The 26,198-nt window shown below is 71.2% G+C and carries 26 protein-coding genes and 1 pseudogene; 11 read left to right on the top strand and 16 right to left on the bottom strand.

Annotation, left to right across the window (positions count from 1 at the left end; all coding sequences use genetic code 11):
- Nucleotides 1–20: 20 nt before the first annotated feature.
- Complete coding sequence (lepA, locus tag CLV43_RS34480) at nt 21–1,856, top strand: translation elongation factor 4 (protein ID WP_106192669.1); 1,836 nt, start codon at nt 21–23, stop codon at nt 1,854–1,856.
- 581 nt (nt 1,857–2,437) lie between these two features.
- On the opposite strand, the gene CLV43_RS34475 is transcribed toward lepA, so the two are convergent.
- On the bottom strand, nt 2,438–2,668 hold the full coding sequence (locus CLV43_RS34475) for a hypothetical protein (protein ID WP_106192667.1): 231 nt from the start codon (nt 2,666–2,668) through the stop codon (nt 2,438–2,440).
- Nucleotides 2,669–2,794: 126 nt separating this feature from the next.
- Nucleotides 2,795–3,232, bottom strand: a complete 438-nt coding sequence (locus CLV43_RS34470) for an HD domain-containing protein (protein ID WP_106192665.1) — start codon at nt 3,230–3,232, stop codon at nt 2,795–2,797.
- Between the two features lie 238 nt (nt 3,233–3,470).
- Here CLV43_RS34470 and CLV43_RS34465 point away from each other — a divergent pair, with 238 nt between their 5' ends.
- The 4 genes and pseudogenes from CLV43_RS34465 to CLV43_RS34450 all read left to right on the top strand — a co-directional run.
- Nucleotides 3,471–4,940 carry a chitinase gene (locus CLV43_RS34465; protein ID WP_170156144.1) on the top strand — a complete coding sequence of 490 codons (1,470 nt, stop codon included), beginning with the start codon at nt 3,471–3,473 and terminating at the stop codon, nt 4,938–4,940.
- 17 nt (nt 4,941–4,957) lie between these two features.
- Nucleotides 4,958–6,004 carry an NAD(P)H-dependent flavin oxidoreductase gene (locus CLV43_RS34460; protein ID WP_106192662.1) on the top strand — a complete coding sequence of 349 codons (1,047 nt, stop codon included), beginning with the start codon at nt 4,958–4,960 and terminating at the stop codon, nt 6,002–6,004.
- Between the two features lie 3 nt (nt 6,005–6,007).
- Nucleotides 6,008–7,615 carry a DUF885 domain-containing protein gene (locus CLV43_RS34455; protein ID WP_106192660.1) on the top strand — a complete coding sequence of 536 codons (1,608 nt, stop codon included), beginning with the start codon at nt 6,008–6,010 and terminating at the stop codon, nt 7,613–7,615.
- Between the two features lies 1 nt (nt 7,616).
- Nucleotides 7,617–9,197: pseudogene (locus CLV43_RS34450) on the top strand (DUF885 domain-containing protein); the annotation flags it as partial.
- 21 nt (nt 9,198–9,218) lie between these two features.
- On the opposite strand, the gene CLV43_RS34445 reads toward CLV43_RS34450, so the two are convergent.
- Entirely contained in the window at nt 9,219–10,655 is a 1,437-nt protein-coding gene (locus CLV43_RS34445; RefSeq protein WP_106192659.1) for an amino acid permease, read from the bottom strand.
- 104 nt (nt 10,656–10,759) lie between these two features.
- On the opposite strand from CLV43_RS34445, the gene CLV43_RS34440 reads away from it, so the two are divergent.
- Complete coding sequence (locus tag CLV43_RS34440; RefSeq protein ID WP_170156143.1) at nt 10,760–11,365, top strand: DsbA family oxidoreductase; 606 nt, start codon at nt 10,760–10,762, stop codon at nt 11,363–11,365.
- Nucleotides 11,366–11,408: 43 nt separating this feature from the next.
- Here the strand turns inward: CLV43_RS34440 and CLV43_RS34435 are convergent, their stop codons facing one another.
- Nucleotides 11,409–12,374 carry a zinc-binding dehydrogenase gene (locus CLV43_RS34435; RefSeq protein WP_106192656.1) on the bottom strand — a complete coding sequence of 322 codons (966 nt, stop codon included), beginning with the start codon at nt 12,372–12,374 and terminating at the stop codon, nt 11,409–11,411.
- Nucleotides 12,375–12,443: 69 nt separating this feature from the next.
- Here CLV43_RS34435 and CLV43_RS34430 point away from each other — a divergent pair, with 69 nt between their 5' ends.
- Genes CLV43_RS34430 through CLV43_RS34420 form a run of 3 tightly spaced genes read left to right on the top strand, consistent with a single transcriptional unit; the run spans nt 12,444 to nt 13,522 of the window.
- Nucleotides 12,444–12,695, top strand: coding sequence for a hypothetical protein (locus CLV43_RS34430; protein WP_106192654.1), 252 nt, complete (start codon nt 12,444–12,446; stop codon nt 12,693–12,695).
- Nucleotides 12,696–12,704: 9 nt separating this feature from the next.
- Complete coding sequence (locus CLV43_RS34425; RefSeq protein ID WP_106192652.1) at nt 12,705–13,184, top strand: guanyl-specific ribonuclease; 480 nt, start codon at nt 12,705–12,707, stop codon at nt 13,182–13,184.
- Nucleotides 13,181–13,522, top strand: coding sequence for a barstar family protein (locus CLV43_RS34420; RefSeq protein ID WP_106192650.1), 342 nt, complete (start codon nt 13,181–13,183; stop codon nt 13,520–13,522). The genes CLV43_RS34425 and CLV43_RS34420 overlap by 4 nt, the downstream gene beginning before the upstream one ends.
- 9 nt (nt 13,523–13,531) lie before the next feature.
- Here CLV43_RS34420 and CLV43_RS34415 read toward each other — a convergent pair whose 3' ends face one another.
- On the bottom strand, nt 13,532–14,461 hold the full coding sequence (locus CLV43_RS34415) for an AraC family transcriptional regulator (RefSeq protein WP_106192649.1): 930 nt from the start codon (nt 14,459–14,461) through the stop codon (nt 13,532–13,534).
- 88 nt (nt 14,462–14,549) lie between these two features.
- On the opposite strand from CLV43_RS34415, the gene CLV43_RS34410 reads away from it, so the two are divergent.
- Both CLV43_RS34410 and CLV43_RS34405 read left to right on the top strand, forming a co-directional pair.
- Nucleotides 14,550–15,188 carry a class I SAM-dependent methyltransferase gene (locus CLV43_RS34410; RefSeq protein ID WP_106192647.1) on the top strand — a complete coding sequence of 213 codons (639 nt, stop codon included), beginning with the start codon at nt 14,550–14,552 and terminating at the stop codon, nt 15,186–15,188.
- 57 nt (nt 15,189–15,245) lie between these two features.
- Nucleotides 15,246–15,659 (top strand): glycosyl hydrolase, encoded by a 414-nt coding sequence (locus CLV43_RS34405; RefSeq protein WP_106192645.1) that lies wholly within the window; start codon nt 15,246–15,248, stop codon nt 15,657–15,659.
- Here CLV43_RS34405 and CLV43_RS34400 read toward each other — a convergent pair.
- From CLV43_RS34400 to CLV43_RS34350, 11 genes are all read right to left on the bottom strand, one after another.
- On the bottom strand, nt 15,656–16,435 hold the full coding sequence (locus CLV43_RS34400) for an enoyl-CoA hydratase-related protein (RefSeq protein WP_106193021.1): 780 nt from the start codon (nt 16,433–16,435) through the stop codon (nt 15,656–15,658). The genes CLV43_RS34405 and CLV43_RS34400 overlap by 4 nt on opposite strands.
- Before the next feature lie 441 nt (nt 16,436–16,876).
- Nucleotides 16,877–17,488: a cyclase gene (locus CLV43_RS34395; protein WP_106192644.1), complete on the bottom strand. Its 612-nt coding sequence runs from the start codon at nt 17,486–17,488 to the stop codon at nt 16,877–16,879.
- 109 nt (nt 17,489–17,597) lie between these two features.
- A complete protein-coding gene (locus tag CLV43_RS34390) occupies nt 17,598–18,347 on the bottom strand; it encodes a sirohydrochlorin chelatase (RefSeq protein WP_106192642.1) in 750 nt (249 codons plus the stop codon).
- Nucleotides 18,347–19,243, bottom strand: coding sequence for an ABC transporter permease (locus CLV43_RS34385; protein WP_245887177.1), 897 nt, complete (start codon nt 19,241–19,243; stop codon nt 18,347–18,349). Before CLV43_RS34385 ends, CLV43_RS34390 begins: the two co-directional genes overlap by 1 nt.
- Nucleotides 19,221–20,018, bottom strand: a complete 798-nt coding sequence (locus CLV43_RS34380; protein WP_106192641.1) for an ABC transporter ATP-binding protein — start codon at nt 20,016–20,018, stop codon at nt 19,221–19,223. The genes CLV43_RS34385 and CLV43_RS34380 overlap by 23 nt, the downstream gene beginning before the upstream one ends.
- 30 nt (nt 20,019–20,048) lie before the next feature.
- Complete coding sequence (locus CLV43_RS34375; RefSeq protein ID WP_106192639.1) at nt 20,049–21,137, bottom strand: ABC transporter substrate-binding protein; 1,089 nt, start codon at nt 21,135–21,137, stop codon at nt 20,049–20,051.
- Between the two features lie 25 nt (nt 21,138–21,162).
- A complete protein-coding gene (locus CLV43_RS34370; RefSeq protein ID WP_106192637.1) occupies nt 21,163–22,512 on the bottom strand; it encodes a sulfate adenylyltransferase subunit 1 in 1,350 nt (449 codons plus the stop codon).
- Nucleotides 22,513–23,433: a sulfate adenylyltransferase subunit CysD gene (gene cysD / locus CLV43_RS34365; RefSeq protein WP_106192636.1), complete on the bottom strand. Its 921-nt coding sequence runs from the start codon at nt 23,431–23,433 to the stop codon at nt 22,513–22,515.
- On the bottom strand, nt 23,415–24,116 hold the full coding sequence (locus CLV43_RS34360; protein ID WP_106192634.1) for a phosphoadenylyl-sulfate reductase: 702 nt from the start codon (nt 24,114–24,116) through the stop codon (nt 23,415–23,417). Before CLV43_RS34360 ends, cysD begins: the two co-directional genes overlap by 19 nt.
- Nucleotides 24,113–24,277: an Insertion element protein gene (locus CLV43_RS49645; protein ID WP_106192632.1), complete on the bottom strand. Its 165-nt coding sequence runs from the start codon at nt 24,275–24,277 to the stop codon at nt 24,113–24,115. Before CLV43_RS49645 ends, CLV43_RS34360 begins: the two co-directional genes overlap by 4 nt.
- Nucleotides 24,274–25,959 carry a nitrite/sulfite reductase gene (locus CLV43_RS34350; protein WP_106192631.1) on the bottom strand — a complete coding sequence of 562 codons (1,686 nt, stop codon included), beginning with the start codon at nt 25,957–25,959 and terminating at the stop codon, nt 24,274–24,276. The genes CLV43_RS49645 and CLV43_RS34350 overlap by 4 nt, the downstream gene beginning before the upstream one ends.
- Nucleotides 25,960–26,198 lie beyond the last annotated feature (239 nt).

Genomic DNA, 26,198 nt, shown 5'->3' with positions numbered 1-26,198 from the left:
CTATTGCGCGAGGAACTTGAGTGAGCACGTTCGCCGACAAGACGTTCACGCCTCCGGAGCTCATCCGGAACTTCTGCATCATCGCCCACATCGACCACGGCAAGTCGACCCTGGCCGATCGGATGCTGCAGATCACCGGCGTCGTCGACCCGAGGTTGATGCGCGCCCAGTACCTGGACCGCATGGACATCGAGCGCGAGCGCGGCATCACGATCAAGGCGCAGAACGTGCGCCTGCCGTGGCAGATCGCGGAGAAGCCGCACGTCCTCCACATGATCGACACGCCCGGCCACGTGGACTTCACCTACGAGGTGTCCCGCGCGCTGGAGGCCTGCGAGGGCGCCGTGCTGCTGGTGGACGCCGCGCAGGGCATCGAGGCCCAGACGCTGGCCAACCTCTACCTGGCGCTGGAGAACGACCTCGCGGTCATCCCGGTGCTGAACAAGATCGACCTCCCGGCGGCCGACCCGGACAAGTACGCCAAGGAGATCGCGCACATCGTCGGGTGCGACCCCGACGAGGTGCTGCGGGTCTCGGCGAAGACCGGCTTCGGCGTCAAGGAGCTGCTCGACGAGGTCGTGCTCAAGGTGCCGCCGCCCGTCGGCGACGCCGACGCGCCCGCCCGCGCGATGATCTTCGACTCGGTCTACGACACCTACCGCGGCGTGGTGACCTACATCCGCGTCGTGGACGGCAAGATCACCCCGCGCGAGCGGATCAAGATGATGTCCACCGGCGCCGTGCACGAGATCCTGGAAGTCGGGATCATCTCGCCGGAGCCCAAGGCCAGCGTCGGGCTCGGCGTCGGCGAGGTGGGCTACCTGATCACGGGTGTGAAGGACGTCCGCCAGTCGAAGGTCGGCGACACCGTGACCTCCGAGCGCAAGGGCGCGACCGAGCCGCTCGCCGGGTACCGGGAACCGCGGCCGATGGTCTACTCGGGCCTCTACCCGGTGGACGGGTCGGACTACCCGGAGCTGCGCGAGGCGCTGGACAAGCTCCAGCTCAACGACGCCGCGCTGACCTACGAGCCGGAGACGTCCGCGGCGCTGGGCTTCGGGTTCCGCTGCGGGTTCCTCGGGCTGCTGCACCTGGAGATCACGCGCGACCGGCTGGAACGGGAGTTCGGGCTGGACCTGATCTCGACGGCGCCGAACGTGGTGTACCGGGTGGTCATGGAGGACGGGGCGGTGCACACCGTGACCAACCCGTCGGACTGGCCGGACGGGAAGATGGCCGACATCTTCGAGCCGGTGACCAAGTGCACGATCATCGCCCCGAGCGACTACATCGGCGCGATCATGGAGTTGTGCCAGTCGAAGCGCGGCCAGCTCGGCGGCATGGACTACCTGTCGGAGGACCGGGTCGAACTGCGGTACACGATGCCGCTCGGCGAGATCATCTTCGACTTCTTCGACAACCTGAAGTCCCGGACGCGGGGATACGCGTCGCTGGACTACGAGGAGTCGGGGGAGCAGAGCTCCGAACTGGTGAAGGTCGACATCCTGCTCCAGGGCGAGGCCGTGGACGCGTTCAGCGCCATCTGCCACAAGGACTCGGCCTACGGGTACGGCACCCGGATGGCCTCGAAGCTGCGCGAACTGATCCCGCGGCAGCAGTTCGAGATCCCGATCCAGGCGGCCATCGGATCACGGGTGATCGCACGGGAGAACATCCGGGCGATCCGGAAGGACGTGCTGGCCAAGTGCTACGGCGGCGACATCACGCGGAAGCGGAAGCTGCTGGAGAAGCAGAAGGTCGGGAAGAAGCGGATGAAGATGGTGGGGAGGGTGGAGGTGCCGCAGGAGGCTTTCGTTGCGGCACTGTCCACGGATGACGACAAGAAGAAGAAGTAGGGCTGGGGTTGTGAGGTAGGGGGCTTCACCCCGATCGCCGAGTGTTCTATACGCAACAACGCTTGTCAAGAGGATAGGGCTGTCTTGACAAGCGTTGTTGCGTATAGAGATGGCTTTTCGTCGGGGTGCGTGGGGGAAGGGTGGGTTTCGGGGGCATCAGGCTGCGCCTGACAGGGCATCCTCGGCTTCGCCGTCGGACCAGGCATCCTTGCTGCGCTGCGGACAAGGCAGTGGGGCGCTCCGCGCCGGATGCGAGGTTGCGGGCTTTGCCCAGTGGGGGATCCGCGCTGCGCGTTGGACAAAGCATCCTTGCTGCGCGGCGGACAAGGCCCCAGGCGCTCCGCGCCGGATGCGCGCTGGCGGGCTGCGCCCGACGACGGACCCTCGGCTGCGCCGTCGGAAGGGAAGGCGTCTTCGCTGCGCGTCGGACTTGCTTGGTGTGTGGTGGGGTTGTTGTTTTGAAATGACGAAGGCCACCTCGGCATCTTTGTCGGGGTGGCCTCTGGTTTGTCGAACTGGCTGTCAGGTCGCTGCCTTGGGGGCGCGCAGACGCGTTCGACGGTGAACGGCCTTGCTTGGGGTCAGTTGCCGGTGCGGATGATCCGTTCCATGGACTGCCTGTGGAGGATCGCCTTGATCTCGGCGGTTTCCGCCGAGTCGTGCCTGGCCAGGATGGTGTCGAGGTCGAGGCGGGCGCTGGGGGTGTTGTAGCTGGCCAACTCGCGTTCGAGGCTTTGGCGGGTCTTGCGGGCCGTGCGGCGGTTGGTCAGGGTCCTGCGCAGAGTTCGGATCGCGGTGCTGGGGTGGGTCATCTAGCTCCCTTTGATGGGTGGTGGCTTGTTGTGCACCACCCATCCTTCACCTTTTTCTTGGCTTCTGCATCGATTCTGATGGTGATCTCTCTCGCATACCGGCGTTACCTGTGGTATACGGCACGTTCATCCGTTCTCGTAATAGTCGAGCAGCCTCAACGCGGTCTCGTACTTCTCGCGGAGGCGTTCGCGTTCGACCGGTTGCAGCTGGGCGGTGCGGTCGGGGGAGAGGTTGTCGCCGATGTCGGCGCGCTTGACGACCAGGGCGATCGGGTCGGCGGCAACGCGGGCGAGGTAGGCGGACTGGGGTTCGTCGGGGAAGTGGGTGAGGGCTTCCACGGCGCGGACGACGATGGTGGGGCAGTCCAGCTCCACGAGCTCGTCGAGGGTGACGGTGGTGTCCTCGACGACGTCGTGGAGGACCGCGGCCATCTGCTCGGCGTCGCCCTCCACGCGGGTCATGACGCGCAGCGGGTGGTCGATGTAGGGATTTCCGGATTTGTCGACCTGGCCCTCGTGAGCGCGGCGGGCCAGGTTGACGGCATCAGGGAGCGTGAAGGTCATGGCTTCCTCCGACTTCCACGGTCGGACGACCGCGTGCCTGTCTGGTGAGTGCGTTCCCAGTTGACCACGGACCAAACACGATTTCTCGGGATCGGGCCGTTCGGCCCAGTGGGGACACCGCCTTCGGCCCAACAGGCTCACCACGTCTTGACAGCGAGGAGTGGTCTAGTCCATTTTTCGAGTGGCCCACATCACGCGTCCGGGCCGTGGCCGCCGAAGTGGATCTGGTGAGGTGCACGTGGGTACGAAGACGAGACGAGCGCTGATCGCGGCGCTGAGCGCGCTGGTGGCCTTCGCGGGCCTCGGGCTGCTGGTGGTGGGGAACGCGTCCGCGGCGAACCTGGTGGGGAACTTCGGTTTCGAGGCGGGCAACACGAGCGCGTGGACCTGTTCCGGTGGGGCCGCGGCGGTGACCAGTCCGAAGCGGACGGGGTCCTACGCGTTGGCGGGAACGCCCGCGGGGCAGGACAACTCGCGCTGCTCGCAGACCGTGACGGTGGTGCCGAACACCGCGTACAAGCTGTCCGCGTGGGTGCAGGGCAGCTACACCTACCTCGGCGTGACCGGCACGAGCGCCGGTGAGAAGAGCACCTGGACCCCCGGTTCGGCGTCGTGGACGCAGCTGTCGGTGGACTTCACCAGCGGCTCCGCCACGACGGTGACCATCTACCTGCACGGCTGGTACGGCCAGCCCGCCTACTACGCCGACGACGTCGCCGTGGACGGTCCGGGCACGCCGCCCACGACGACCACCACCACGACCACGACCACGACGACCACCACGACGACGACCACGACGCCGCCGCCCGCGACGTCGCTGCCGAAGCACGTGCTCACGGGCTACTGGCAGAACTTCAACAACGGCGCCAGGGTGCTGAAGATCGCCGACGTGCCGACCACCTACGACATCATCGCGGTGTCGTTCGCGGACGCGGTGTCGGGCACACCCGGCGCGGTGACGTTCAACCTCGACCCCGGTCTGTCCAGCGCGCTGGGCGGGTACACCGACGCGCAGTTCAAGGCCGACATCAAGACGGTGAAGGCGCGCGGCCAGAAGGTGATCCTGTCGGTCGGCGGCGAGCGCGGCACCATCAGCGTCGGTGACGCGACGGCGTCGAACAACTTCGCCAACAGCGTGAACTCGCTGATCGCGACCTACGGCTTCGACGGCGTCGACATCGACCTGGAGAACGGCATCAACGCGACCCAGATGGGCGCGGCGCTGCGCAAGATCTACGCGGGCGGCGGCAAGATCATCACGATGGCGCCGCAGACCATCGACATGCAGTCCACCGCGGGCGGCTACTTCCAGCTGGCGCTGGCGATCAAGGACATCCTGACGATCGTCAACATGCAGTACTACAACTCCGGCTCGATGCTCGGCTGCGACCAGAAGGTCTACAGCCAGGGGAACGTGGACTTCATCACCGCGCTCGCCTGCATCCAGCTCCAGGGCGGCCTGCGCGCCGACCAGGTCGGCCTCGGCCTGCCCGCGTCGACGTCGGGCGCGGGCAGCGGCTACGTCTCGCCGCAGACCGTGAACAACGCGCTGAGCTGCCTGGCCAGGGGGACGAACTGCGGCGGGTTCAAGCCGTCGACGACGTACCCGACGATCCGCGGCGCGATGACGTGGTCGATCAACTGGGACGCGTCCAACGGCTGGGCCTTCGCGAACGCGGTGGCTCCGCACCTGGATTCGTTGCCTTAAGGATTAACCTCGGGTGCATGCTGGAACGACTGGCTGTACCCGTGATCGCCGCGCCGATGGCGGGTGGCGCGTCCACCCCGAAGCTGGTCGCGGAGGTGGGGTCGGCCGGTGGCCTGGGTTTCCTGGCCGCCGGCCTGCTCACCGTGGAGGCGCTGGCCGCTCAGCTCGCGGAGGTCTCCGGGCTGACCGACCAGCCCTTCGGCGTGAACCTGTTCGTGCCGGGCTCGCAGTCCACAGTGGACCTCTCGGTCTACCGGGAGCGGGTGGCCGCCCAGGCCGCGCTGGCCGGTGTGACGCCGGGCACGCCGGTGTGGGACGACGACTCCTACCCGGCGAAGCTGGAGCTCGTCCTGGCCATGCGCGTCCCGGTCGTGTCGTTCACCTTCGGCCTGCCCGGCGCCGACGAGGTCCGGCGGCTGCACGCCGCGGGCTCGTACGTCGTGGTGACCGTGACGACCCCGGCCGAGGCGAAGCAGGCGGCGCAGATCGGCGCGGACGCGCTGTGCGTGCAGGGCCTGGACGCCGGTGGGCACCGCGGCACGCTCACCGACGACGGCGTCTCGCCCGGCGGTGGCGAGCTGCTGGGCACGCTGGCCGCGCTGCGGCTGGTGGCCGCCGCCGTCGACCTCCCGCTGGTCGCGGCGGGTGGGCTGGCGACCGGCGCGGACGTCGCCGCGGTGGTGACCGCGGGCGCGGTGGCCGCGCAGCTGGGCACCGCGTTCCTGCTCTGCCCGGAGGCGGGCACCGCGCCCGGCTACCGGATGGCGTTGCAGGAGAAGAACCGCAGGACCGCGCTCACCCGCGCGTTCAGCGGCAGGCCCGCGCGCGGCCTGGTGAACCGGTTCCTGACCGAGAACACCGCGCACGCGCCCGCCGCGTACCCGAACCTGCACCTGATGACGAAGCCGATCCGCGCCACCGGTGACCCCGAACTGATGTCCTTGTGGGCCGGGCAGACCTACTCTTTGATCGAGTCGGCACCGGCCGCGGAAGTGGTGCGGAGGCTGGACGTCCAGGCGCGGACGGCGATCCGGAACGCCGCCGCCAGGTTCGCTGGGGAGTAGACGGTGGGCGATCTCGTCGAGGACGCGGTGGACCTGGTTCTCGACGCGGATCCGCTGTTCGCCTCGCTGCTGGGGGTACCGGGCCACGACCACCGGCTGCGCGACGTCGGCGAGGACGGCGAACGGGCGCTGCGGGCGCGGGCGGTGGAGATCGCCGAACGGGCCGGTGCCGCCGACGACCTCGACGAGCTGACCCGCGCGGTGGCGGTCGACCAGGCGGACTCCGTGGTGTGCCGGGTCGACGCCCGGCTGGTCGAGCACACCTACTCCGAGGCGCTCTCGGCCCCGGTGACCGGGCTGCTCGGCATGCTGCCGCTGCTGCGGCCGACGGGGGAGGAGGCCGAGCGGGCCTACCTGACCAGGCTCGCCGCCGTCCCCCGCTTCCTGGCGCAGGTGACCGAGCGGAACCGCGCGGGCCTGGCCGCGGGGAGGCTGCCGCTCGCGCACCTGGTGCGGGCCGCGGCCGCGCGGGTGGAGCGCTACCTGGCCGACCCGGCCGCGGACCCGTTGCGCACGCCGGGACTGGGCGCGTCGAACGCGCGGGAACGCGACCGGCTGCTGGAACGGGAGGTGCGGCCCGCGTTCGCCGCCTACCACGGGTTCCTGCTCGCCGAGGTCGTGGCGCACGGCCGCCCGGACGACCGGCCGGGCCTGTGCGCGCTGCCCGGCGGCGACGTGACCTACGCGAGTCTCGTGCGGATGCACACCACGACCGACCGCACACCGGAGCAGCTGCACCGGACGGGGCTCGACCTGATCGCCGGGCTGGAGCGGGAGTACGCGGAGCTGGGCTTCGGCACGATCGCCGAGGTCCGCGAGCGCAAGCGCGCCGACCCGGCGCTGAGGTGGCGCGACCCCGACGAGATGCTCGCCGTCGCCCGCGCCACGATCGCCCGCGCGGAGGCCGTCGCGCCGTCCTGGTTCGGCCGCGTGCCGAGCACCCGGTGCGCGGTGGAACGCGTGCCGGAGGCCGACGAGCCCAACGCCCCGAGGGCCTACTACCTGGACCCGTCGATGGACGGGGCGCGTCCGGGCACGTACTTCGTGAACACCCACCGGGCGTCCGAGCAGGACCGCACGCTCGCGGAGGCCACGGCGTTCCACGAGGCGGTTCCGGGGCACCACTTCCAGCTCGCGCTGCTCCAGGAGACCGGTGACCTGCCGCTGCTGCGCCGGATCGCCTCGATCGAGGCGCACATCGAGGGCTGGGCGCTCTACACCGAGCGGCTCGCCGACGAGATGGGGCTCTACAGCGACGCCACCGCCCGCCTCGGGATGCTGGCGCTGGACTCGATGCGGGCTGCCAGGCTGGTGGTCGACACCGGCCTGCACGCCTTCGGCTGGACCCGGGACCAGGTCGTCGCCTACCTGAGGGAGAACACCGTGCTGTCCGATGTGGACATCCAGTCGGAGACCGACCGGTACGTTGAGCAGCCGGGTCAGGCGCTCGCGTACATGGTGGGGCGCCTGGAGTTCCAGCGCCTGCGCGCCGAGGCCTCCGCCCGGCAGGGCGACGCGTTCGACCTCAGGGCGTTCCACGACCTCGTGCTGGCCAGTGGTCCGCTGCCGATGGACGCGTTGGCGGGCCTGGTCGAACGGCGGTTCGCCTGAGATGGCCGACCTCGCCGACACCATGATGGACCTGCTCCTGGACGCCGAGCCGCTGTCCTCGACCCTGCTCGGCCTGCCCGGCCGCGACCACCTGCTGCGCGACCTCGGCGTCGAGGCGGAGTCGGCGCTGCGCGCCCGTGCCGAGGACGTGCTGGGCCGGGCGGTGGGCGGCGACCCGACCACGGCGGTGGTGGCCGACCAGGCCACGGCGCTGCTCGAGTGGCTCGACGCCCTGCCCGCGGAGCTGACCTGCGCCGACGTCTGGAGGGCGTCCGCCGCGGGACTGCTGACCATGCTGCCGCTGGTGCGGCCCGTCGACGAGCGCGGCCAGCTCGACTACCTGGCCCGCCTCTCGGTCGTCCCCCGGTTCCTGGAGCAGCTGGCGGACCGGCAACGGGCGGCCGCGGCCGCCGGGGTGGTCCCGGTGGCACGGCTGGCGCGCAGGGCCGTCGACTTCCTGGACCGCTACCTGGCCGACCCGGACGGCGACCCGCTGCGCACCCCGGAGCTGGACGGCCCGCGCGACGCCAAGCGCCTCCGGTTGCTGGAGCAGGAGGTCAGGCCCGCGTTCGCCGCCTACCGCGCGTTCCTGCACGACGAGATCGCGCCCCAAGGCCGCGGCGACGACCGCCCCGGCCTGTGCGCGCTGCCCGGTGGCGCGGCGATGTACGCCGGTCTGGTGCGCCGGTTCACCACCACCTCGGCGAGTCCGGAGGAGCTGCACCGGACGGGACTGGAGCTGGTCGCCGAGCTGGAGCGGGAGTACCTGGAGGTCGGGTCCCGCGTCTTCGGGCTGACCACCGTCGAGGCGGTCCGGGAGCGGGTCCGCACCGACCCGGCGCTGCGCTGGGCGGACGCCGACGGGATGCTGGCCGCCGCCGAAGCGACCGTCGACCGGGCGCTGGCCGTGGCGCCGCGGTGGTTCGGCAGGCTGCCGCGCGGGGAGTGCGCGGTCGAACGCGTGCCCGAGGCGGCCGAGTCGACCGCGCCGCTGGGCTACTACGTGGACCCGGCGCTGGACGGCTCGCGGCCGGGCACGTACTTCGTGAACACCCGCCGGCCCGGCGAGCAGGACCGCACCATCGGCGAGGCGCTCGCGTTCCACGAGGGCGTACCCGGCCACCACCTCCAGATCGCGCTGGCCCAGGAGCTCGGCGACCTGCCCCTGATCCGCCGCATCGCGGTGGTCGAGGCCTACACCGAGGGCTGGGGCCTCTACGCCGAGCGGCTCGCCGACGAGATGGGCCTCTACACCGACGACGTGGCCCGGCTCGGCATGCTCGCGCAGGACTCGGCGCGCGCGGCCCGGCTGGTGGTCGACACCGGGATGCACGCCTTCGGCTGGTCCGTCGACCGGGCGGTCGAGTACCTGCGGGCCAGCACGGCCATGGCCGAGGCGGACATCCGGTCGCAGGTCGACCGGTTCGTCGAGAACCCCGGCCAGGCGCTGGCGTACATGGTGGGACGGCTGGAGTTCCAGCGCCTGCGCCGGGAGGCCGAACAGCGGCTCGGCGCCGCGTTCGACCTGAAGGCGTTCCACGACCTCGTGCTCGGTGGCGGTCCGCTGCCGATGGCCGTGCTCGCCGACGTGGTCGACCGGTGGTCAGCCCGACTCCTCCAGCGCGGAGTGCCTGCGGCTGTAGGCGAAGTACACGACGAGGCCGATGGCGAACCAGACGGCGAACCGCAGCCACGTGGTGGGGTTGAGGAACGTGATCAGCCACAGTGAGAACACCACGCCGATCACGGGCACGACCGGCATGCCGGGGGTGCGGAAGCCGCGCGGCAGGTCGGGCTGCCGGTAGCGCAGCACGATGACCGCGACGCACACCACCACGAACGCCAGCAGGATGCCGATGTTGGTCAGCTCGGCCGCCTCGGCGATCGGCAGGAACCCGGCGATCACCGCGGCCGCGCCGCCGAGTACCCAGGTGAACCGGCTCGGTACGTGCCTGGTCGGGTGGGTCTTGCCGAACCACGGCGGCAGCAGGCCGTCGCGGCTCATCGAGTAGCCGACCCGGCTGGCGCCCATGAGGAACGTGAACAGCACCGTCGTGATGCCGAGGATCGCGCCGACCGACACGACCACGCCCAGCGCGGGCAGGCCGATGTCGGCGAAGGCGGTGGCGAACGCGCTCTCCGCGTCGACGTCCCGGTAGTCGACCATGCCGGTGAGCACGAGGCAGGCGAGCACGTACAGCACCATCGAGATGGCCAGCGAGTAGAGGATCGCCTTGGGCATGTGCTTCTGGGAGTCCTTCGACTCCTCGGCCGCCGTGCTCATCGCGTCGTAGCCGAACACCGCGAAGAACACCGTCGCCGCGCCGGTCAGCGCCCCGGAGATCCCGAACGGGAAGAACGGGTCGTAGTTGTCGGTGTCGATGTGGAAGACGCCGACCGCGACGACGAGCAGCACGATGGCGACCTTGAGGTACACCAGGACCGTCTCGAACCTGGCGGCGTTGCGCATGCCCTGGTTCAGCACGAACGCGATCAGCAGGCACAGCAGCACCGCGAACAGGTTCACCTTGTAGCTGCCCGCCGCGACGTCGCCGGTCTCCGTCCCCGGAGCGCCGAGCATCCACGCGGGCAGGCGGACGTGCAGCAGCGACAGCAGCTCGGTGAAGTAGCCGCTGATGCCGATCGCCACCACCGCCACGATCGCGGTGTACTCCAGCAGCAGGTCCCAGCCGATGAACCAGCCGACGATCTCGCCCAGCACGGCGTAGCCGTAGGTGTAGGCCGACCCTGCCTTCGGGATCATCCCGGCGAACTCCGCGTAGGAGAACGCGGCCGCCGCGCTCGCGATCCCCGCGACCAGGAACGACACCAGCACGGCCGGACCCGCCGTCTTGTTGGCCACCGCGCCCGCGAGCGAGAAGATCCCGGCGCCGATGATGCCGCCGATGCCGATCGCGGTGAGCTGCCACAGCCCCAGCGTCCGGCTCAGCGACTCCCCGCCGCCCTCGTCTATCCGCTCGATGGGCTTGCGGCGGAACACCCCGGACCCGCGGCCGAAGCCGCCTTGCGTCGAGGACATCGTCGTCTCCCTTCGCCGTCGTGCGCCTTGATCGAACCTACGACCGGCGGGGGCGCTCGGCGACACGGGGAACAAGGTCGGCCGACGCCGTGTTGCCACCTGTCGTGAGACTCGAAGTGTGGTCGGACGTCGTCTGTCCCTGGTGCTACATCGGCAAGCGCAAGATGGAGAGCGCCCTGGAGGCCTGGGACGGTGAGCCCGTCGAGGTGCGCTGGCGCCCGTTCCAGCTGGATCCGGGCTCGCCCAACGACGGCGCGCCGATGACCGAGGCGCTGGCCGTGAAGTTCGGCGGCGCGGACGCCGTGGCGGGTGCCCACAAGCGGGTGGCCGAGGTCGCCGCGGGGGTCGGGCTCGAGTACCACCTGGACAAGACCCGCCAGGCCAACACGCTCGACGCGCACAAGCTGATCGCCCTCGCCGCCGACCAGGGCGTGCAGGAAGCGGTGCAGGAGCGGCTGTTCCGGGCCAACTTCACCGAGGGCGCGCACCTCGGCGACCCGGAGACGCTGGTGGAGCTGGCGGGCGAGGCCGGGCTCACCGGTGCCGAGGAGGCGCTGCGCGACGAGGCACTGGCGGCGCGGGTGCGCCAGGAGCTGGCCGAGGGCATCGCCATCGGCGTGCGGTCCGTGCCCACGTTCGTCGTCGGCAACCGCGGTGTCTCCGGCGCTCAGGACCCGTCGGTGATCCTGGAGCTGCTCAAGGGAGCCTGACCGGCTCGTGCGCGCCTCCACGCGGAGGCGCGCACGTCGGGGGCTAGCGGGTGAAGACGATCTTCCCGGCGGTCTCGCCGTCGAGCATGCTCCTGAGGCCTTCCTCGGCGCGCTCCATCGGCAGTTCGAGGCCGATCTGCGGGCGCAGGTCGTTGAGCGCGCAGAACGCCAGCAGGTCGCCGAGCTCCTCGCGGGTGCCCATGGTCGAGCCGACCACGCGCAGCTGGAGGAAGAACAGCCGCTGCAGCTCGGCACCGGTGGCGTCACCGCTGGTGGCACCGGAGATCACCACGATGCCGCCCGGCTTGAGCGACTTCATCGAGTGCGACCAGGTGGCCTTGCCGACCGTCTCGAACACCGCGTCGACCCGCTCGGGCAGGCGCGCGCCGGACTCGAACGTCGCGTGCGCGCCCAGCGACTCGGCGAGCGCGCGCTTCTCCTCGGTGCGGCCGGTCACCCACACCCGGTACCCGGCGGCGCGGCCGAGCTGCACCAGCGCGGTCGACACACCGCCGGACGCGCCCTGCACCAGCATCGTCTGGCCGGGGCGCAGCCCGGACTTCACGAACAGCATCCGGTACGCGGTCAGCCACGCCGTGCCCATGCAGGCCGCCTCGGCGAACGACAGCCCGGCGGGCTTGGGCAGCGCGTTCCTCCTCGGCACCACGACGTGGTCGGCGAACGTGCCCTGGTGCTTCTCGGTCAGCAGCGTGCGGCCGGGGTCGAGGGTCTCGTCGCCCGACCAGTCCGGGTCGCCGATCACGGAGTGCAACACGACCTCGGTGCCGTCGTCGAGCACGCCGGCGCCGTCGCAGCCCAGGATCATCGGGAACCGGTCGGCCTTGATGCCGACACCCCGCAGCGTCCACAGGTCGTGCATGTTCAGGCTGGCCGCGCGCACCCCGACCCGCACCCAGCCGTCCGGGACCTCGGGCTCCGGCCGCTCACCCACCCTCAGCGCGGCAAGGGGGTCCTGCGGGCTCGGCTCGGCTGCGTAGACGGCGAACATGCACGGAACATAACCCAGCCGACCTGGTCGGCCTGCGGTGAGGCGCGTCACGGCGCTAGGCTCGGTGTCGTGCCGGACGCGATCGCGCAGTGGTGGGACGGGGTCGAGCTGTGGCTCACCCAGCTGCCCTTCGTGCTCCAGTTCCCGATGATGATGGCGGTCATGCTGCCCATCTGCCTGTTCGCGGCGCGGCTCATCGACCGGGTCGTGGACCGCACGACGGCCCGCGTGACCCCGCACAAGGACGCCGAGCCGCCCGTCGGGACGTTGCCGACGGACATCCGCGAGCCCCACCCGCTGCGCCCCGGCGGCGGTTCGTAGGCTGACCCGGTGACTCCTGGTAGGCGGCTCTCCGTCGCCCTCATCGGTTTGATCGCCCTGGTCGTCTTCGGATGGGTCTTCAAGGACCTGACGTCCTCCTCCACGCCGTCGAGCGGTCCGACCTCGTCGTCGGCGAAACCCGCGGCACCGGGGAAGTCCACGTCGGCGGCCCCCGGCGGCGCGGTGGCGGGCACGGAGTCCGGGCTGGACGTGAAGCCGCTGTCGAGCCTGCCGTCGCAGGCCGCCGACACGTGGAAGCTGATCGAGAAGAACGGGCCGTTCCCGTACCCGCGCAACGACGGCGTCGAGTTCCAGAACCGCGAGAAGCGCCTGCCCGCCAAGGCGGGCGACTACTACAAGGAGTACACCGTGCCGACTCCGGGAAGTCCCGACCGCGGCGCGCGGCGGCTGATCACCGGCGGGCAGCGGGAGGTCTACTACACCGGCGACCACTACGACTCCTTCGTCGTCGTGGACGTGCGCAAGTGAGCGTCCAGGAGGCCGTGAAGGCGGCCCGCGACCGCGGCGCGCACCCGCACGTGCTGCGCGGCGAGGCCGTGACGACCAGGCACGAGGCCATGGAGGCGATCGCCGCCGCGCTGTCGTTCCCGGAGTGGTTCGGGCACAACCTGGACGCGCTCTACGACTCGCTGACCGACCTGTCCTGGCTGCCGCCCGGCGAGCACGTGCTGATCTGGCCGCGCCCGGCCGAGCTGGCCCGGCACGACCCGCGCGGCTACGACAGCGTGAGCGCCGTGCTCGAGGACGCCGTGCGCCGCAGCGCCGAGCTCGGCGACCGCGTGCTCACGCTCGTCCGCACCGACTGAGCCGCGCGCTCACCGGCCCGCCTCCCGCCACGCCGACGGCGTCACGCCGTGCGCGGCGCGGAACCGGCGGATGAAGTACCCCGCCTCCCGGTAGCCGACCCGGTGCGCGGTCTCCGCGACGGTCAGGTCGGTGTCCGCGAGCAGCCGCCGCGCCTCCCGCATCCGGCGCTCGGTGATCCACTGCTGCACGGTCCGCCCGGTCCGCTTGCCGATGGCTGTGGTGAGGTGCCCGGTCGTCAGACCGACGGCCTCCGCGACGTCCCGCAGCGAGATCGGCTCGTGGTAGCGGTTCTCGACGACCTCGAACACCGCGGCCAGCAGCGGTTCCACGGCCGCGTCCCCCGGCACGTCGACGTGCAGCCGACCGAGCCGCACCAGCAGCAGCGCGAGGTGCGCGCGGGCCGCGTCGGCGTACCCGTCGCGCCTGCCGCGCAGCTCCTCCTCGAGGTCGGCCAGGTGCCCGAGCCACGCCGCGCGCTGCTCGGCGGGCACGTGCAGGCGCTGCCCGCCGCCGCGGTGGTTCCCGATGAACGGGGACAGCAGGGGATGGGTGCGCCAGGACGCCAGCGGGGCCGCGGCCGCCGGGTCGACGGCGTCGGCCGGGAAGAACACCGCCCAGCTCTCCGCGTCGTCCCCGATCCGGCCCCTGGCCGGCGTGATCACCGTGCCCGGCGCGACGACGAACGCGTCACCGGCCGTCAACGGCCAGTCCCTCCCGTCCACCCGCAGGCTCGCCTCGCCGCGCTGGACGTAGAACAGCACCAGGAAGTCGTGGGCGTGCGCGTCCAGCGTCAACGGGTGCTCGTGCCGGTCGCCGACCCAGTGCACCACCGTCACCGACGGCAGCCCGGCGGCGCGGACGTAGTCGACGACGAGGACGCCCTGCGCGTTGCGCCGCGACCGGCGGAGGAGATCACCGGGACCGGAAGATAGTTCCATCAGAGCCGCACTTCGTGTCTTGTCCGCAGGTGGAGGCGTTGGAAGGCTAACAGCCAGCCACCGAACTTCGTACCTGCTGGGGGATGCCATGACGACCGACACCGAGCGCGACTACCTGCCCGCGATGGGGCGGAACAAGCTGCTGCTGCCGTTCTACGACGTGGTCAGCAAGCTCTCGGGCGCCAAGGGGCTGCACTGGCGGCTCGTCGCCCAGGCGGGCGTCGAGCCCGGCGCGACCGTCGTGGAGATCGGCTGCGGCACCGGGAACGTCCTGCACCTGGTGAAGTCGGCCGTGCCGGACGCCACCGCCATCGGTCTCGACCCGGACGCCAAGGTGCTCGCCATCGCCGCCCGCAAGGCGGCCCGCGCGGGCATCGAGCTGAAGCTCGACCACGGCTACGCCGACGACCTGCCCTACGCCGACGGGAGCGTCGACCGCGTCCTGTCCTCGTTCATGTTCCACCACCTGCCCGGCGAGCAGAAGCTCGGCGCCCTGCGCGAGGCCCGCCGCGTCCTCGTGCCCGGCGGCCGCCTGCACCTCGCCGACTTCGACCACAAGGAGCCCAAGGCCCTGTCCCGCAGGCACTCCGCCCACGCCCACGACTACGCGAACGGCTCGGTGGTCAACCTGCTGACCGAGGCTGGTTTCGCCGACGCCGCCGAGGTCGCACGGGCCGACTCGCGCATCGGCAGCCTCGGCTACTACCGCGCCACCAACCGTCCGTAACGCCGCGGTAACGGTCCGTGCTGCGAACTCCGGAGCCAACCGGGACAGTGTCGTCCCATGAATCCCCTTCGCCTTGCCGCCCTCCTGACCACCGCCGCCACCCTCACCGCCCTCGCGGCGGCACCCGCCCACGCCACCTCCGACCCCGGCTGCGACTACGAGCACGCCATCACCCCGTTCGACGTCGCCAACGGCGACAACCCGGTCGTCATGGTGACCGGCCGGGTCGTCGAGCTCAGGGCGTCCAACAAGACGAAGTGCGCGTGGGGCCGCATCTCCAGCGGCACCAACGGCGAGGAGATCTGGACAGACCGCCGCAAGCCCGACGGCTCCGGCTACCAGGGCTTCCTCGGCTACACCCGCATCGACAACAGCGGCAGCAAGCACACCGACGCGTTCAGCAACGACGGCAAGCTCATGCGCGCCTGCGGCTCCTCGCAGGGCCACATCGAGTGCACGGGCTGGTTCTAGTCCTCCTCGGCGGGCACCCAGGAGGCCTTCCGCTTCTCCACGAACGCGGCGATCCCCTCCTGCCCCTCCGCTCCGCCGAAGTGCTTGGCGGACAGCTCCAGCATGTCCGCGAACACGTCGCCGAGGTTCGTCGCGCGCGGCTGCTGGAGCATCCGCTTCGTCGACGCCAACGCGTTCGGCGCCCCCAACGCCAGCATGCCGGTGTACCGCGCGACCTCGTCGTCGAGCCCGTCGACGGGGACCTGCGAGTTGATCAGACCGATCTCCTGGGCTCTCTGCGCCCCGAACACCTCGCCTGTCAGGAACAGCTCGTGCGCCGCCCGCGGCAGCAGCCGGGGCAGCACCGTCACCGAGATCACCGCGGGCACCACCCCGATCCGCACCTCGCTGAACGCGAACGTCGCCGTCTCCACCGCCACCGCGATGTCGCAGGCCGCCACGATCCCCACCCCACCGGCCCGCGCCGGCCCGGCCAACCGCGCCACCACCGGCTTCGGGCTGGTCCAGATCCGCTCCAGGATCGCCGGGAACTCGTTCACCCCCTGCTGGTTCGCCGAAGCCCCACCGGCCTCCTTCAGATCCATCCCCGAGCAGAACACGCTGCCCGTGTGGCTCAACACCACGACCCGCACCCCGTCGTCGGCGACGGCCGCCTTCAGGTGCTGGGTGAGTTCGCCGCGCAACTGTGCCGAGAGCGCGTTGCGGTTGCGGGGGGAGTCCAGCGTGATCGTCGCGATGCCACGCCGCACCTCGTAGTGGACCAGCTCATCTGCCATGCCCAGCACTCTACGATCCCCGGTCCGGGCTGGTCGTGGGGAGCGGTGAGGGGCTGGGGCGAGGAGCAGGTCACAACCACGCGGCCGGCGTCCGCAGACTAGGGGCACACGATCGGTTGACCGGACTTCCGAAGTCGGCGGCGTCGGGCATAACCTTGGGACAGCCTTTCCCGCTAGGGGGAGGAAGTGAGCCCAGGTCGGCGTCCGGACGGTCGCTGCCTGGGCTTCGCGCTTGTTCGGCTCCGATGTCCGTAGTGCTGTCCGGCAGGAACACTTCGCCCCTCAACCTCCAACGCCACGGCCGTTGATCCGCTGTGTCAACGGGCGTCCCATCCGGACTTGCCCGAGAGGCAATCACGTCCGACACGGAAGTGGTTGCTGGACCGCTGGTCCACGCCCTGGGGCCGCGTGGGGTTCCGGAGAACCCCACGCGGGGACCGGTCAGCCGATGGTGGTGGTCGTGAGGGCGGGGTTGGGGTCGGGGTAGCCGGTGGCGGGGGCGTCGATCGGGAAGCCGAGGGCGGTGATGGTGGCGGTGAAGGTGAGGCCGGGGGCGGTGTAGCTGGTGCCGCCGAGCTTCGTGGTGATCGTGCCGGAGGCGCCCGCCGTCAGGTTGAGGGTGATGGTGGGCAGTTCGAAGTCGGCGCCGCCCTTGATCGGGCCCGCGATCTTGAGGACCACGTCGGTGCCCGACAGCGAGACGGTGGGGGTGCCGTTGCCGAGGCCCGCGCCGCCGGTGGCGGTGGCGGACCGGAAGGTGGCGTTGGCGGGCACGGGCAGCTTCAGGGTGATGGTCTTGATCTCGCGCACGGTGTACCCGCCCGCCGAGGCGGGCACCTTGTTCGGTGCGGGGTCGATCACGGCGGTGACGGTGCCGCCCGGTGCGGCGGTCTCCGGCGCGGTCGCGTCCAGGGTCTGGTCGAGGGTGAACTCGGCGCTCTGGCCGAGTGCCGTGGCTTTCAGCTTGTAGGTCACCGCGCTGGGGGCGGCGGACGCGGGTGCGCTCGTCGCGAGCAGCAGGGCCATCGCGGCGATTCCGGCTAGCTTCTTCATGTTTCCCTCTCCCCGTTGAGGTGGGAGGGCATCCAGTGGAAGCGGCGTGCCTTAACTGACTACTTGTGAGTAAGTTTCACGTCAAGTCCCTGTCGCTCGATCGGACGAGTTACGCGTACTGCCGAACGTCGAGCCCCGCCAACGCGGTCGAGTAGCGGTGCAGCACCAGCTCGGCGACCTCCGGGTCGGCCCCGAGCGGGGCGGCGATCCGGGCGTCCGGGTCCTGGGCCAGCGCCTGCGCGGTGATCCGGTCGGGCAGCAGACCCGGTGCCAGGAACCAGGACGCGACGGCGACGCGGGTCGCGCCGCGGGCGCGCAGCCGGGCCACGGCGGTGCTCACGTCGGGGGACGCGGCGGAGGCGAACGCGGGTTCGACGCCCGCCCAGCCGGAGCGGGCGGACCAGCGGTCGGCCATCGCCGTCACGGCGGCGTTCGCCGGGGCGTGCGAGGAGCCCGCGCCCGCCAGCACGACGCCGGTGGAGCGGTCGCCGGGCCGGACGCCCGCCTCGGTGAGCCTGCGCAGCGCGGCCGACTCGAGCCACGGGTCGGGGCCGAGGACATCGGTGGTGGTCACGGCCAGGCGCGGGAAGAGGCGGCGCACCTCGGCCACCGCGCCCGGCACGTCCACGCGGGCGTGGAAGGCCTTGCCCAGCAACAAGGGCACGACCACGGCCCGGTGGTGGCCCTCGCCGTGCACGGCGCGCAGCACGTCGCCCAGCCGCGGCGCGGACAGGTCGAGGAACGCCGCGCGGACGTCGAGGGCCGGGTTCAGGGCGCGGACCACGTCCAGCAGCTCCGCCACGGTGGCGGCGGAACGCGGGTCGCGGCTGCCGTGCGCGACGGCGACGAGCGGTGTCATCAGAGTGCTCCGGTGAGGCCGCGGGCGCGCAGCACGGCCCGTTCGAGGGGGCGGAAGAGCAGGAGCTCGATGCCGATCCCGACCAGGAGGATCAGGAAGATGGCCGCGATCACCATGGAGATGTCGTTGAGGGACTGGCCGTTGTGCAGGAACTGGCCGAGGCCGAGCCCCAGCTGCGGTGAGGTCGCGATGATCTCCGCGGCCATCAGCGACCGCCACGAGAACGCCCAGCCCTGCTTGAGCCCCGCGAGGTAGCCGGGGAGGGCGGCGGGCAGCAGGATGTGCCGCGCCGACGACAGCCTGCCCGCGCCGAGCGCCTGCCCGACGCGGGGGAGCAGCGGCGGGATCTGGTCGATGCCCGACACCAGCCCGTTCGCGATCGACGGCACGGACCCCATCAGCACCACGAAGTAGATCGCGGACGGGGTGAGGCCGAACCACAGGATCGCGGCGGGCACCCACGCCACCGACGGCAGGCTCTGCAGGCCGGTCAGCAGCGAGCCGATGGCCGCGCGGACCACCCGCACCTTCGCGACCAGCAGGCCCAGCGGCGTCGCGATGACCACGGCGATGGCGAACCCGAACACCGCGCGGGACACCGAGGTCCACAGGATCTCGCCCGCGTCGCCGGACCGGACCGTCGTCCAGACCGTGTCCCACACGGCCAGCGGCGCGGGCAGCTGGAACTCCGGCCAGATCGCGGACGCCCACAGCGCCTGCCACGCGCCGACCAGCAGCGCGAACGCCACGATCGGCGGCACGGCGGTGTGCAGGAACCGCTGCCCGGCCGACCTCCGGTGGTCCTGGGGCGGCGCGTCCAACGCGTCCAGACCGGCGCCGACCGCGGCGAGCCCGCGGTCGGCCTCCAGGGTCTCAGGAGGCTGCGGCGTGGCCACTGATCACCTCCCGGAGGTGCGCGGTGATCTCCTCGATGGTCTCCGTCTCGTCCGCGCCCGCCAGGCCGTCGACGCCCCACTCACGCACGACCCGGCCGGGTCGCGACGAGAGCAGCACGACGCGCTGGCCCAGCCGCACGGCCTCGCGCACGTCGTGGGTGACGAACACGATGGCGGTGTCGGTCTCCCGCCACACCCGGACCAGCTCCGCCTGGAGCACGTCGCGGGTGATCGCGTCGAGCGCGGCGAACGGCTCGTCCATCAGCAGCAGGCCGGGGGTGCCCTCCTCGGCGCTGCCCAGGGTGGACGCCAGCGCGCGGGCCAGCGCGACCCGCTGGCGCATGCCGCCGGACAGCTCGTGCGGACGCTTGCCGCCCGCCTCGCCGAGCCGCACCAGCGAGAGCAGCTCGTTAGCCTTGGCGCGCCGGGCACCGCGCTTCAGCCCGGCCAGCCGCAGCGGCAGCTCGACGTTGCGCACGGCGGTGAGCCACGGCATGAGCGCCGCCTCCTGGAACATCACGGCGGGCCGCGAGGTGGTCAGCGCGATGCTGCCGGAGGTGGGCGCGTCGAGCCCGGCGACCAGGTTGAGCAGCGTGCTCTTGCCGCAGCCCGACGCGCCCAGCAGGCACACGAACTCACCCGGCGCGACCGTCAGGTCGACGCCGTCCAGCGCGAGCACCGCGTTCGGGCCGTGCCCGAACGCCTTGCGCACCCCGGACAGCGTCACGGCGGCGTCGACGTGGGAGGGGGTGGGAGCCTCAAGCGTGGCGGTCATGGTGTGCCTGCCTTTTCCTCGGCCGTCCGGCTACTTCTTGTCCAGGCCCGCGGTGTCGACGGTCGTCTTGCCCGCGGCGGAGAGCACCTTGTTCAGCAGCGTGAAGTCGGCGAAACCGGTCACGTCCGCCGCCTCCTTCGACACGCCCGCGGTGACCGCGTCCTTGGCCAGCTGCGGGAAGTGCTTGGCCTGCGGGTCCACGGTCAGCTCGATGTTCTCGAACGCGCGGTCCAGCACCGGTTCGCCGAGAGCCTTGGAGGTCAACGCCTTCAGCGCGTTGTTGACGGTGGTCTTGGCCTCGGCCTTGTTCGAGGTCGCCCAGTCGATCGCGGCCACCTCGCCCTTGAGCAGCGCCTCCACGGTCCGCGGGTGTTCCTTGAGGAACTGGGTGCGCACGATGATCACCGTGGTCGGGAACTTGCCCTGGTCCCACAGGGTCTTCTCGTCGACCAGCACCTTGGCACCGGCGTCGAGCACCAGCCGCGAGGACCACGGCTCCGGCGCCCAGGCGCCCTGGATCCCGCCCTGCTTGAACAGGTCCAGGCTCGCCGCGTTCTCGGTGTTGGTCACGTTGACCTGGTCCGGCCCGCTGCCCGCGGCGATCTTCTGGTCCACCAGCCACTTCTTGAACGAGACGTCCTGCGTGTTCGCCAGCTGCGGGGTGCTGATGGTCTTGCCCTTGAGGTCCGCCGCGGAGTTGATGTCCGACTTCACCACGAGCTGCGCGCCGCCCGAGGTCGCGCCGGCGACCAGCCGGACGGCCTCGCCCTTGGACTTCGAGTAGGCGTTGATGGCCGGGCCGGAGCCGATGAACGCCACGTCGAGCGAGCCGCCGAGCAGGGCGTTGACCTCGTCGGGACCGGCGTTGAACGTCTGGGTGGTCAGCTTGGTGGAACCGAGCTCCTTGGCGAACAGGCCCTTGTCCACGCCGATCAGCGCGGCGGCGTGCGTGACGTTGGGGAAGTAGCCGAGCCGCACCTCGGCGGCCGGGCCCTTGTCGTCGGAGGCGGCGGGGGCGGCCGCGGTGTCACCGCTGCCCGCGCGCGAGCAGCCCGCGAGCGCGGCGAAGGTCGTCAGTACGGCGAGGGACGTGGCGAGGAGTCTGCGGTTCGTGCTCACGGCAGCGGGGACCTTTCGGGGATCTTCAGGGACCGGGGGAGACGAGGGCGTGGTCGTCGGAGGCCGAGGGGGCGGTGTTCCCGCCCTCGGTACAGCTGTCGACGCCGTCCAGCACCGGCAGGCCCGCGCCCACGAGGCCCGCGGCGAGCGTGCCGCCGTCGGCCGCGTCGATCACCAGGAAGGCCCCGGTGCGCCTGCTGCTGTAGTACCCGTCGAGCGGGAGCGGTTCGGACGTGCGGATCGCCACCCGGCCGATCTCGTTGAGCCCCAACGAGGTCGGACTGTCCACACTGGCCAGTCGCTGCTCGTCGAAGCGCGCGCGCAGCTCGGTGACGATCGCCTGCACGGTGCGCGCGCCGTGCTTGACCAGTACGCGGGCACCGGGCGACAGCGGCTTCTCCGACAGCCAGCACAGGGTGGCGTCGAACTCGTCGGTCACCTCGGGTGGGGTGCCCGCCTCGGCGACCAGGTCGCCGCGCGAGATGTCCAGGTCGTCGGTCAGCAGCAGCGTCACGGACTGGCCCGCCGCCGCCTCGGTCAGCGGCCCGTCGTAGGTGTCGATGCCCGCCACCGTGCTGCGCAGCCCGGCGGGCAGGGCGACGACCTCGTCGCCCACCTTGACCGTGCCCGACGCCACGAGCCCGGCGTAGCCCCGGTAGTCCGGGTGCTCCGCCGTGCGCGGGCGGATCACGTACTGGACGGGGAAGCGGAACACGGCGTCGTGGGGGTCGGCCTCGACGGGGACGCCCTCCAGGTGCTCCAGCAAGGTCGGCCCGGAGTACCACGGGGTGTTGGTCGAGTGTTCCACCACGTTGTCGCCCGCGAGGGCCGACACCGGGATGTGCACCACCGCGTCCGGGCTGTAGCCCAGCGCTGTCGCGTGCGCGGTGAACTCCTTGGAGATGCGGCCGAACGTGGTCTCGTCGAAGTCGACGAGGTCGATCTTGTTCACCGCCAGCACGAGCCGCGGCACGCCCAGCAGCGCCAGCACGGCCGCGTGCCGACGGGTCTGCTCGATCACGCCCTTGCGCGCGTCCACCAGCAGGATCGCCAGCTGCGCCGTGGACGCGCCGGTCACCGTGTTGCGGGTGTACTGCACGTGGCCGGGGGTGTCGGCGAGCACGAACGAGCGCTTGTCGGTGGCGAAGTACCGGTACGCCACGTCGATCGTGATGCCCTGCTCGCGCTCCGAGCGCAGGCCGTCCACCAGCAGCGACAGGTCCGGGGTGGTCAGGCCGCGGTCGGCGCTCGCGCGGTGCACGGCGTCGAGCGTGTCGGCCAGCACCGACTTGGTGTCGTACAGCAGCCGTCCGACCAGCGTGGACTTCCCGTCGTCCACGCTGCCCGCCGTCGCCAGCCTCAACAGGTCGCTCATTTAGAAGTAGCCCTCCCGCTTGCGGTCTTCCATGGCTGCTTCGGACAAGCGGTCGTCCGCGCGGGTCGCGCCGCGCTCGGTGAGCCGCGAGGCGGCCACCTCGGCGATGACCTCGCGGATGTCGGACGCCTCGGACTCCACGGCGCCGGTGCACGAGCCGTCGCCGACCGTGCGGTAGCGGATGGTCTTGTGCAGCACCGTCTCCTCGGGCCGTGGGCCGCCCCACGGGCCCTCGGTCAGCCACATGCCGTCGCGCAGGTACACGTCGCGCTGGTGCGAGTAGTAGATCGACGGCAGCTCGATGCCCTCGCGCTCGATGTAGTTCCACACGTCGAGCTCGGTCCAGTTGGACAGCGGGAACACCCGCACGTGCTCGCCCGCGCGGTGCCGTCCGTTGTAGAGGTTCCACAGCTCGGGGCGCTGGCGGCGCGGCTCCCACTGGCCGAAGGCGTTGCGCAGGCTGAAGATGCGCTCCTTCGCCCGCGCCCGCTCCTCGTCGCGCCTGCCGCCGCCGAACACCGCGTCGTACTTGTGCGAGGTGATCGAGTCCAGCAGCGGCACGGTCTGCAACGGGTTGCGCGTGCCGTCCGGGCGCTCCTGGAGCCTGCCGTCGTCGATCCAGTCCTGGACCTTCGCGACCTCCAGCCGCAGCCCGTGCTGGGCGACCACCTCGTCGCGGAACTCGATGACCTCGTCGAAGTTGTGCCCGGTGTCGACGTGCAGCAGCGGGAACGGCACCGGAGCGGGCCAGAACGCCTTGATCGCCAGGTGCACGAGCAGCGTGGAGTCCTTGCCGCCGGAGAAGAGGATCACCGGCCGGTCGAACTCGCCCGCGACCTCGCGGAAGATGTGGATCGCCTCGGATTCGAGGCGATCCAACGTGGTCTGTTGCGTGGGGGCGCTCATCCGTGGAGACCGCATTCCGTCTTGGCCATGCCCGCCCAACGTCCGCTGCGGGCGTCCTGGCCCGGCAGCGGCTTGGCGGTGCACGGCGCGCAGCCGATCGAGGGGTAACCGGCCTGCACCAACGGGTTCTCCAGGATCCCGTGCTCGGCGATGTAGGCGTTGAACTCGTCGTCGGACCACGTGGCGATCGGGTTGACCTTGACCAGCCCGTTGCGCTCGTCCCACTGCACGATCGGCGTGGTCGCCCGCGTCGGCGCGTCGACCCGGCGCACGCCGGTGACCCACGCGTCGTACCGGGCCAGCGTCCGCTGCAACGGCACGACCTTGCGCAGCGCGCAGCACCGGCCGGGGTCGGTCTTGTTCAGCAGGCCGAACTCGGCCTCCTGGTCGGCGACGGACTGCTCGGCGGCGGCGTTGACGATGTGCACGTCCGGGTAGACCAGGTCCACCGCGTCACGGGTGCCGATGGTCTCGGCGAAGTGGTACCCGGTCTCCAGGAACAGGACGTCGATGTCCGGCTTCGCCTTCACGGCGAGGTCGATCAGCACCGCGTCCTGCATGTTCGAGGCGACGATCCAGCTCTCCCCGAACGTCCGCGCGGTCCACTCCAGCGCCTCCGCGGCGGTGGCGTCGGCCAGCTCGACCGACGCGGCCTCCGCGATCACCCTCAACTCCTCGGAACGGGTAGCCGTGGTCATCGCTTCACCTCCTGTGGCAAGTGCAGTCCAACGAACTTCACGGTGAAAACGCGGCGGCAGCCGGTGCAGAGCCAGGCCGCGTGCGGCTCCTCCTCGGGACGCAGGTCCTCGTCCCCGCAGTACGGGCAGTAGAACGGCGTCGCCCTCTCGGTGGCGCTCACTTCAGGTCCCCCTCGTCCGCGCGCAGGACCCACTGGGCGAACCGCTCGCCCTCGACCCGCTGCGCCACGTACGCCCGCACGACCCGCTCGACGTACCCGGACAGCTCGGCGGCGGTCACCTTGTGCCCGCGCACTTTCCGGCCGAACCCGGCGTCCAGGCCGAGCCCGCCGCCGAGGTGCACCTGGAAGCCCTCGACCTGGGCGCCGTCGGCGTCGGTGACGATCTGGCCCTTGAGCCCGATGTCCGCGGTCTGGATCCGGGCGCACGAGTTGGGGCAGCCGTTGATGTGGATGCTGACCGGGGTGTCGATGTCGCCGACGATGTCGGCCAGCGTCTTCTCCAGCGTGCTCACCAGGTCGACCGCGCGGGCCTTGGTCTCGACGATCGCGAGCTTGCAGAACTCGATGCCGGTGCACGCCATCACGCCCCGCCGCCACGGCGACGGCTCGGTCTGCAGCCCCAGCTTCGCCAGGTCCCCTTGCAGCGCGGGCACGTCCGCCTCGGCCACGTCCAGCACGACGAGCTTCTGCTGCGGCGTCAGGCGGACCCGCCCGGACCCGGCGCGCTCGACGGCCTTGGAGACCTCGACGAGCGTCGACCCGGACACCCGGCCCGCGATCGGCGCCGCGCCGACGTAGAACAGGCCGTCCTTCTGCCGGTGCACGCCGATGTGGTCACGCGGCTGGGCGGGCACCTCCGGCGCGGGGCCGTCGACGAGCTTCCGCTTGAGGTACTCGGTCTCGAGGACCTCCCTGAACCTCTCCGGCCCCCAGTCCGCCACCAGGAACTTGATCCGCGCCCGGTGCCGCAGCCGCCGGTAGCCGTAGTCGCGGAACACGCTGATCACGCCCGCCCACACGTCCGGCACCTCGTCGCGCGGCACCCAGGCGCCGAGCCGCTTGCCGATCATCGGGTTGGTGGACAGGCCGCCGCCGACCCACAGGTCGAAACCGGGTCCGTGCTCGGGGTGCTCCACGCCGACGAACGCGATGTCGTGGATCTCGTGCGCCACGTCCTGCAGACCGGACACCGCGGTCTTGAACTTGCGCGGCAGGTTCGAGAACGCCGGGTCGCCGATGTAGCGCTCCAGGATCACGTCGATCGCCGGACCGCCGTCGAGCACCTCGTCCACGGCGATGCCCGCGACCGGCGAACCGAGGACCACGCGGGGGCTGTCCCCGCAGGCCTCCATCGTGGTCAGGCCGACGCCCTCCAGCTTCCGCCAGATCGCGGGGACGTCCTCGATGCGGATCCAGTGGTACTGGATGTTCTGCCGGTCGGTGATGTCGGCCGTGTCGCGCGCGTAGGTCTGCGACACCTCGCCCAGCACCCGCAGCTGCTCGGTGGTCAGGCGACCGCCGTCGGAGCGCACCCGGAGCATGAAGAACTCGTCGTCCAGCTCCTCCGGCTCCAACGTGGCCGTGCGGCCGCCGTCGATGCCGGGCTTGCGCTGGGTGTAGAGCCCGTACCAGCGGAACCGGCCGCGCAGGTCGGCCGGGTCGATGGAGGCGAAGCCGCCGTGCGCGTAGATGTTCTCGATCCGCGCGCGGACGTTGAGCGGGTTGTCGTCCTTCTTGCTGCGCTCGTTGGGGTTGAGCGGTTCGCGGTAGCCGAGCGCCCACTGCCCCTCGCCGCGGCGTTGTTTCGCGCCGCGTTGTGACGTCGTAGTCGGGGGGACCATCGTCGTCCTCCGGGGTTTCGGGGCGCTGGGTGCGCGCGGCCGAGTCCCGGTGGAGCTGTGGTGGGGGTCTCGTCAGCGCACCCGGCGCCGACGGGAACAAGATCAATAGCAGGCGCGGGCTATGCCGTAGGACGGCACAACGCGCTGGAGACGCGACGGAAGTCGACGTGGCGGCGCACCACCAGGCGGACTCCGGTCGAGGTCATGGCTCGAGAGTGCCACCTGTCCACCCCGTGGTC

Source organism: Umezawaea tangerina (genome assembly GCF_003002815.1).
GTDB classification, from domain to species: Bacteria; Actinomycetota; Actinomycetes; order Mycobacteriales; family Pseudonocardiaceae; genus Umezawaea; species Umezawaea tangerina.
The sequence above is the reverse complement of the archived record's forward strand: the minus strand, read 5'-3'. Positions and strand labels throughout refer to the sequence as shown.

Excerpts from the sequence above, each read along its gene's own strand:
- CLV43_RS34415 (WP_106192649.1), bottom strand. The coding sequence starts at position 14,461 with ATGGAACTATCTTCCGGTCCCGGTGATCTCCTCCGCCGGTCGCGGCGC.
- CLV43_RS34380 (WP_106192641.1), bottom strand. The coding sequence starts at position 20,018 with ATGACCGCCACGCTTGAGGCTCCCACCCCCTCCCACGTCGACGCCGCC.
- CLV43_RS34350 (WP_106192631.1), bottom strand. The coding sequence starts at position 25,959 with ATGGTCCCCCCGACTACGACGTCACAACGCGGCGCGAAACAACGCCGC.
- CLV43_RS34405 (WP_106192645.1), top strand. The coding sequence starts at position 15,246 with ATGAATCCCCTTCGCCTTGCCGCCCTCCTGACCACCGCCGCCACCCTC.
- CLV43_RS34360 (WP_106192634.1), bottom strand. The coding sequence starts at position 24,116 with ATGACCACGGCTACCCGTTCCGAGGAGTTGAGGGTGATCGCGGAGGCC.
- CLV43_RS34410 (WP_106192647.1), top strand. The coding sequence starts at position 14,550 with ATGACGACCGACACCGAGCGCGACTACCTGCCCGCGATGGGGCGGAAC.
- CLV43_RS34435 (WP_106192656.1), bottom strand. The coding sequence starts at position 12,374 with ATGTTCGCCGTCTACGCAGCCGAGCCGAGCCCGCAGGACCCCCTTGCC.
- CLV43_RS34370 (WP_106192637.1), bottom strand. The coding sequence starts at position 22,512 with ATGAGCGACCTGTTGAGGCTGGCGACGGCGGGCAGCGTGGACGACGGG.
- CLV43_RS34400 (WP_106193021.1), bottom strand. The coding sequence starts at position 16,435 with ATGGCAGATGAGCTGGTCCACTACGAGGTGCGGCGTGGCATCGCGACG.
- CLV43_RS34470 (WP_106192665.1), bottom strand. The coding sequence starts at position 3,232 with ATGACCTTCACGCTCCCTGATGCCGTCAACCTGGCCCGCCGCGCTCAC.
- CLV43_RS34475 (WP_106192667.1), bottom strand. The coding sequence starts at position 2,668 with ATGACCCACCCCAGCACCGCGATCCGAACTCTGCGCAGGACCCTGACC.
- cysD (WP_106192636.1), bottom strand. The coding sequence starts at position 23,433 with ATGCGGTCTCCACGGATGAGCGCCCCCACGCAACAGACCACGTTGGAT.
- CLV43_RS34460 (WP_106192662.1), top strand. The coding sequence starts at position 4,958 with ATGCTGGAACGACTGGCTGTACCCGTGATCGCCGCGCCGATGGCGGGT.
- CLV43_RS34390 (WP_106192642.1), bottom strand. The coding sequence starts at position 18,347 with ATGACACCGCTCGTCGCCGTCGCGCACGGCAGCCGCGACCCGCGTTCC.
- CLV43_RS34395 (WP_106192644.1), bottom strand. The coding sequence starts at position 17,488 with ATGAAGAAGCTAGCCGGAATCGCCGCGATGGCCCTGCTGCTCGCGACG.
- CLV43_RS34445 (WP_106192659.1), bottom strand. The coding sequence starts at position 10,655 with ATGTCCTCGACGCAAGGCGGCTTCGGCCGCGGGTCCGGGGTGTTCCGC.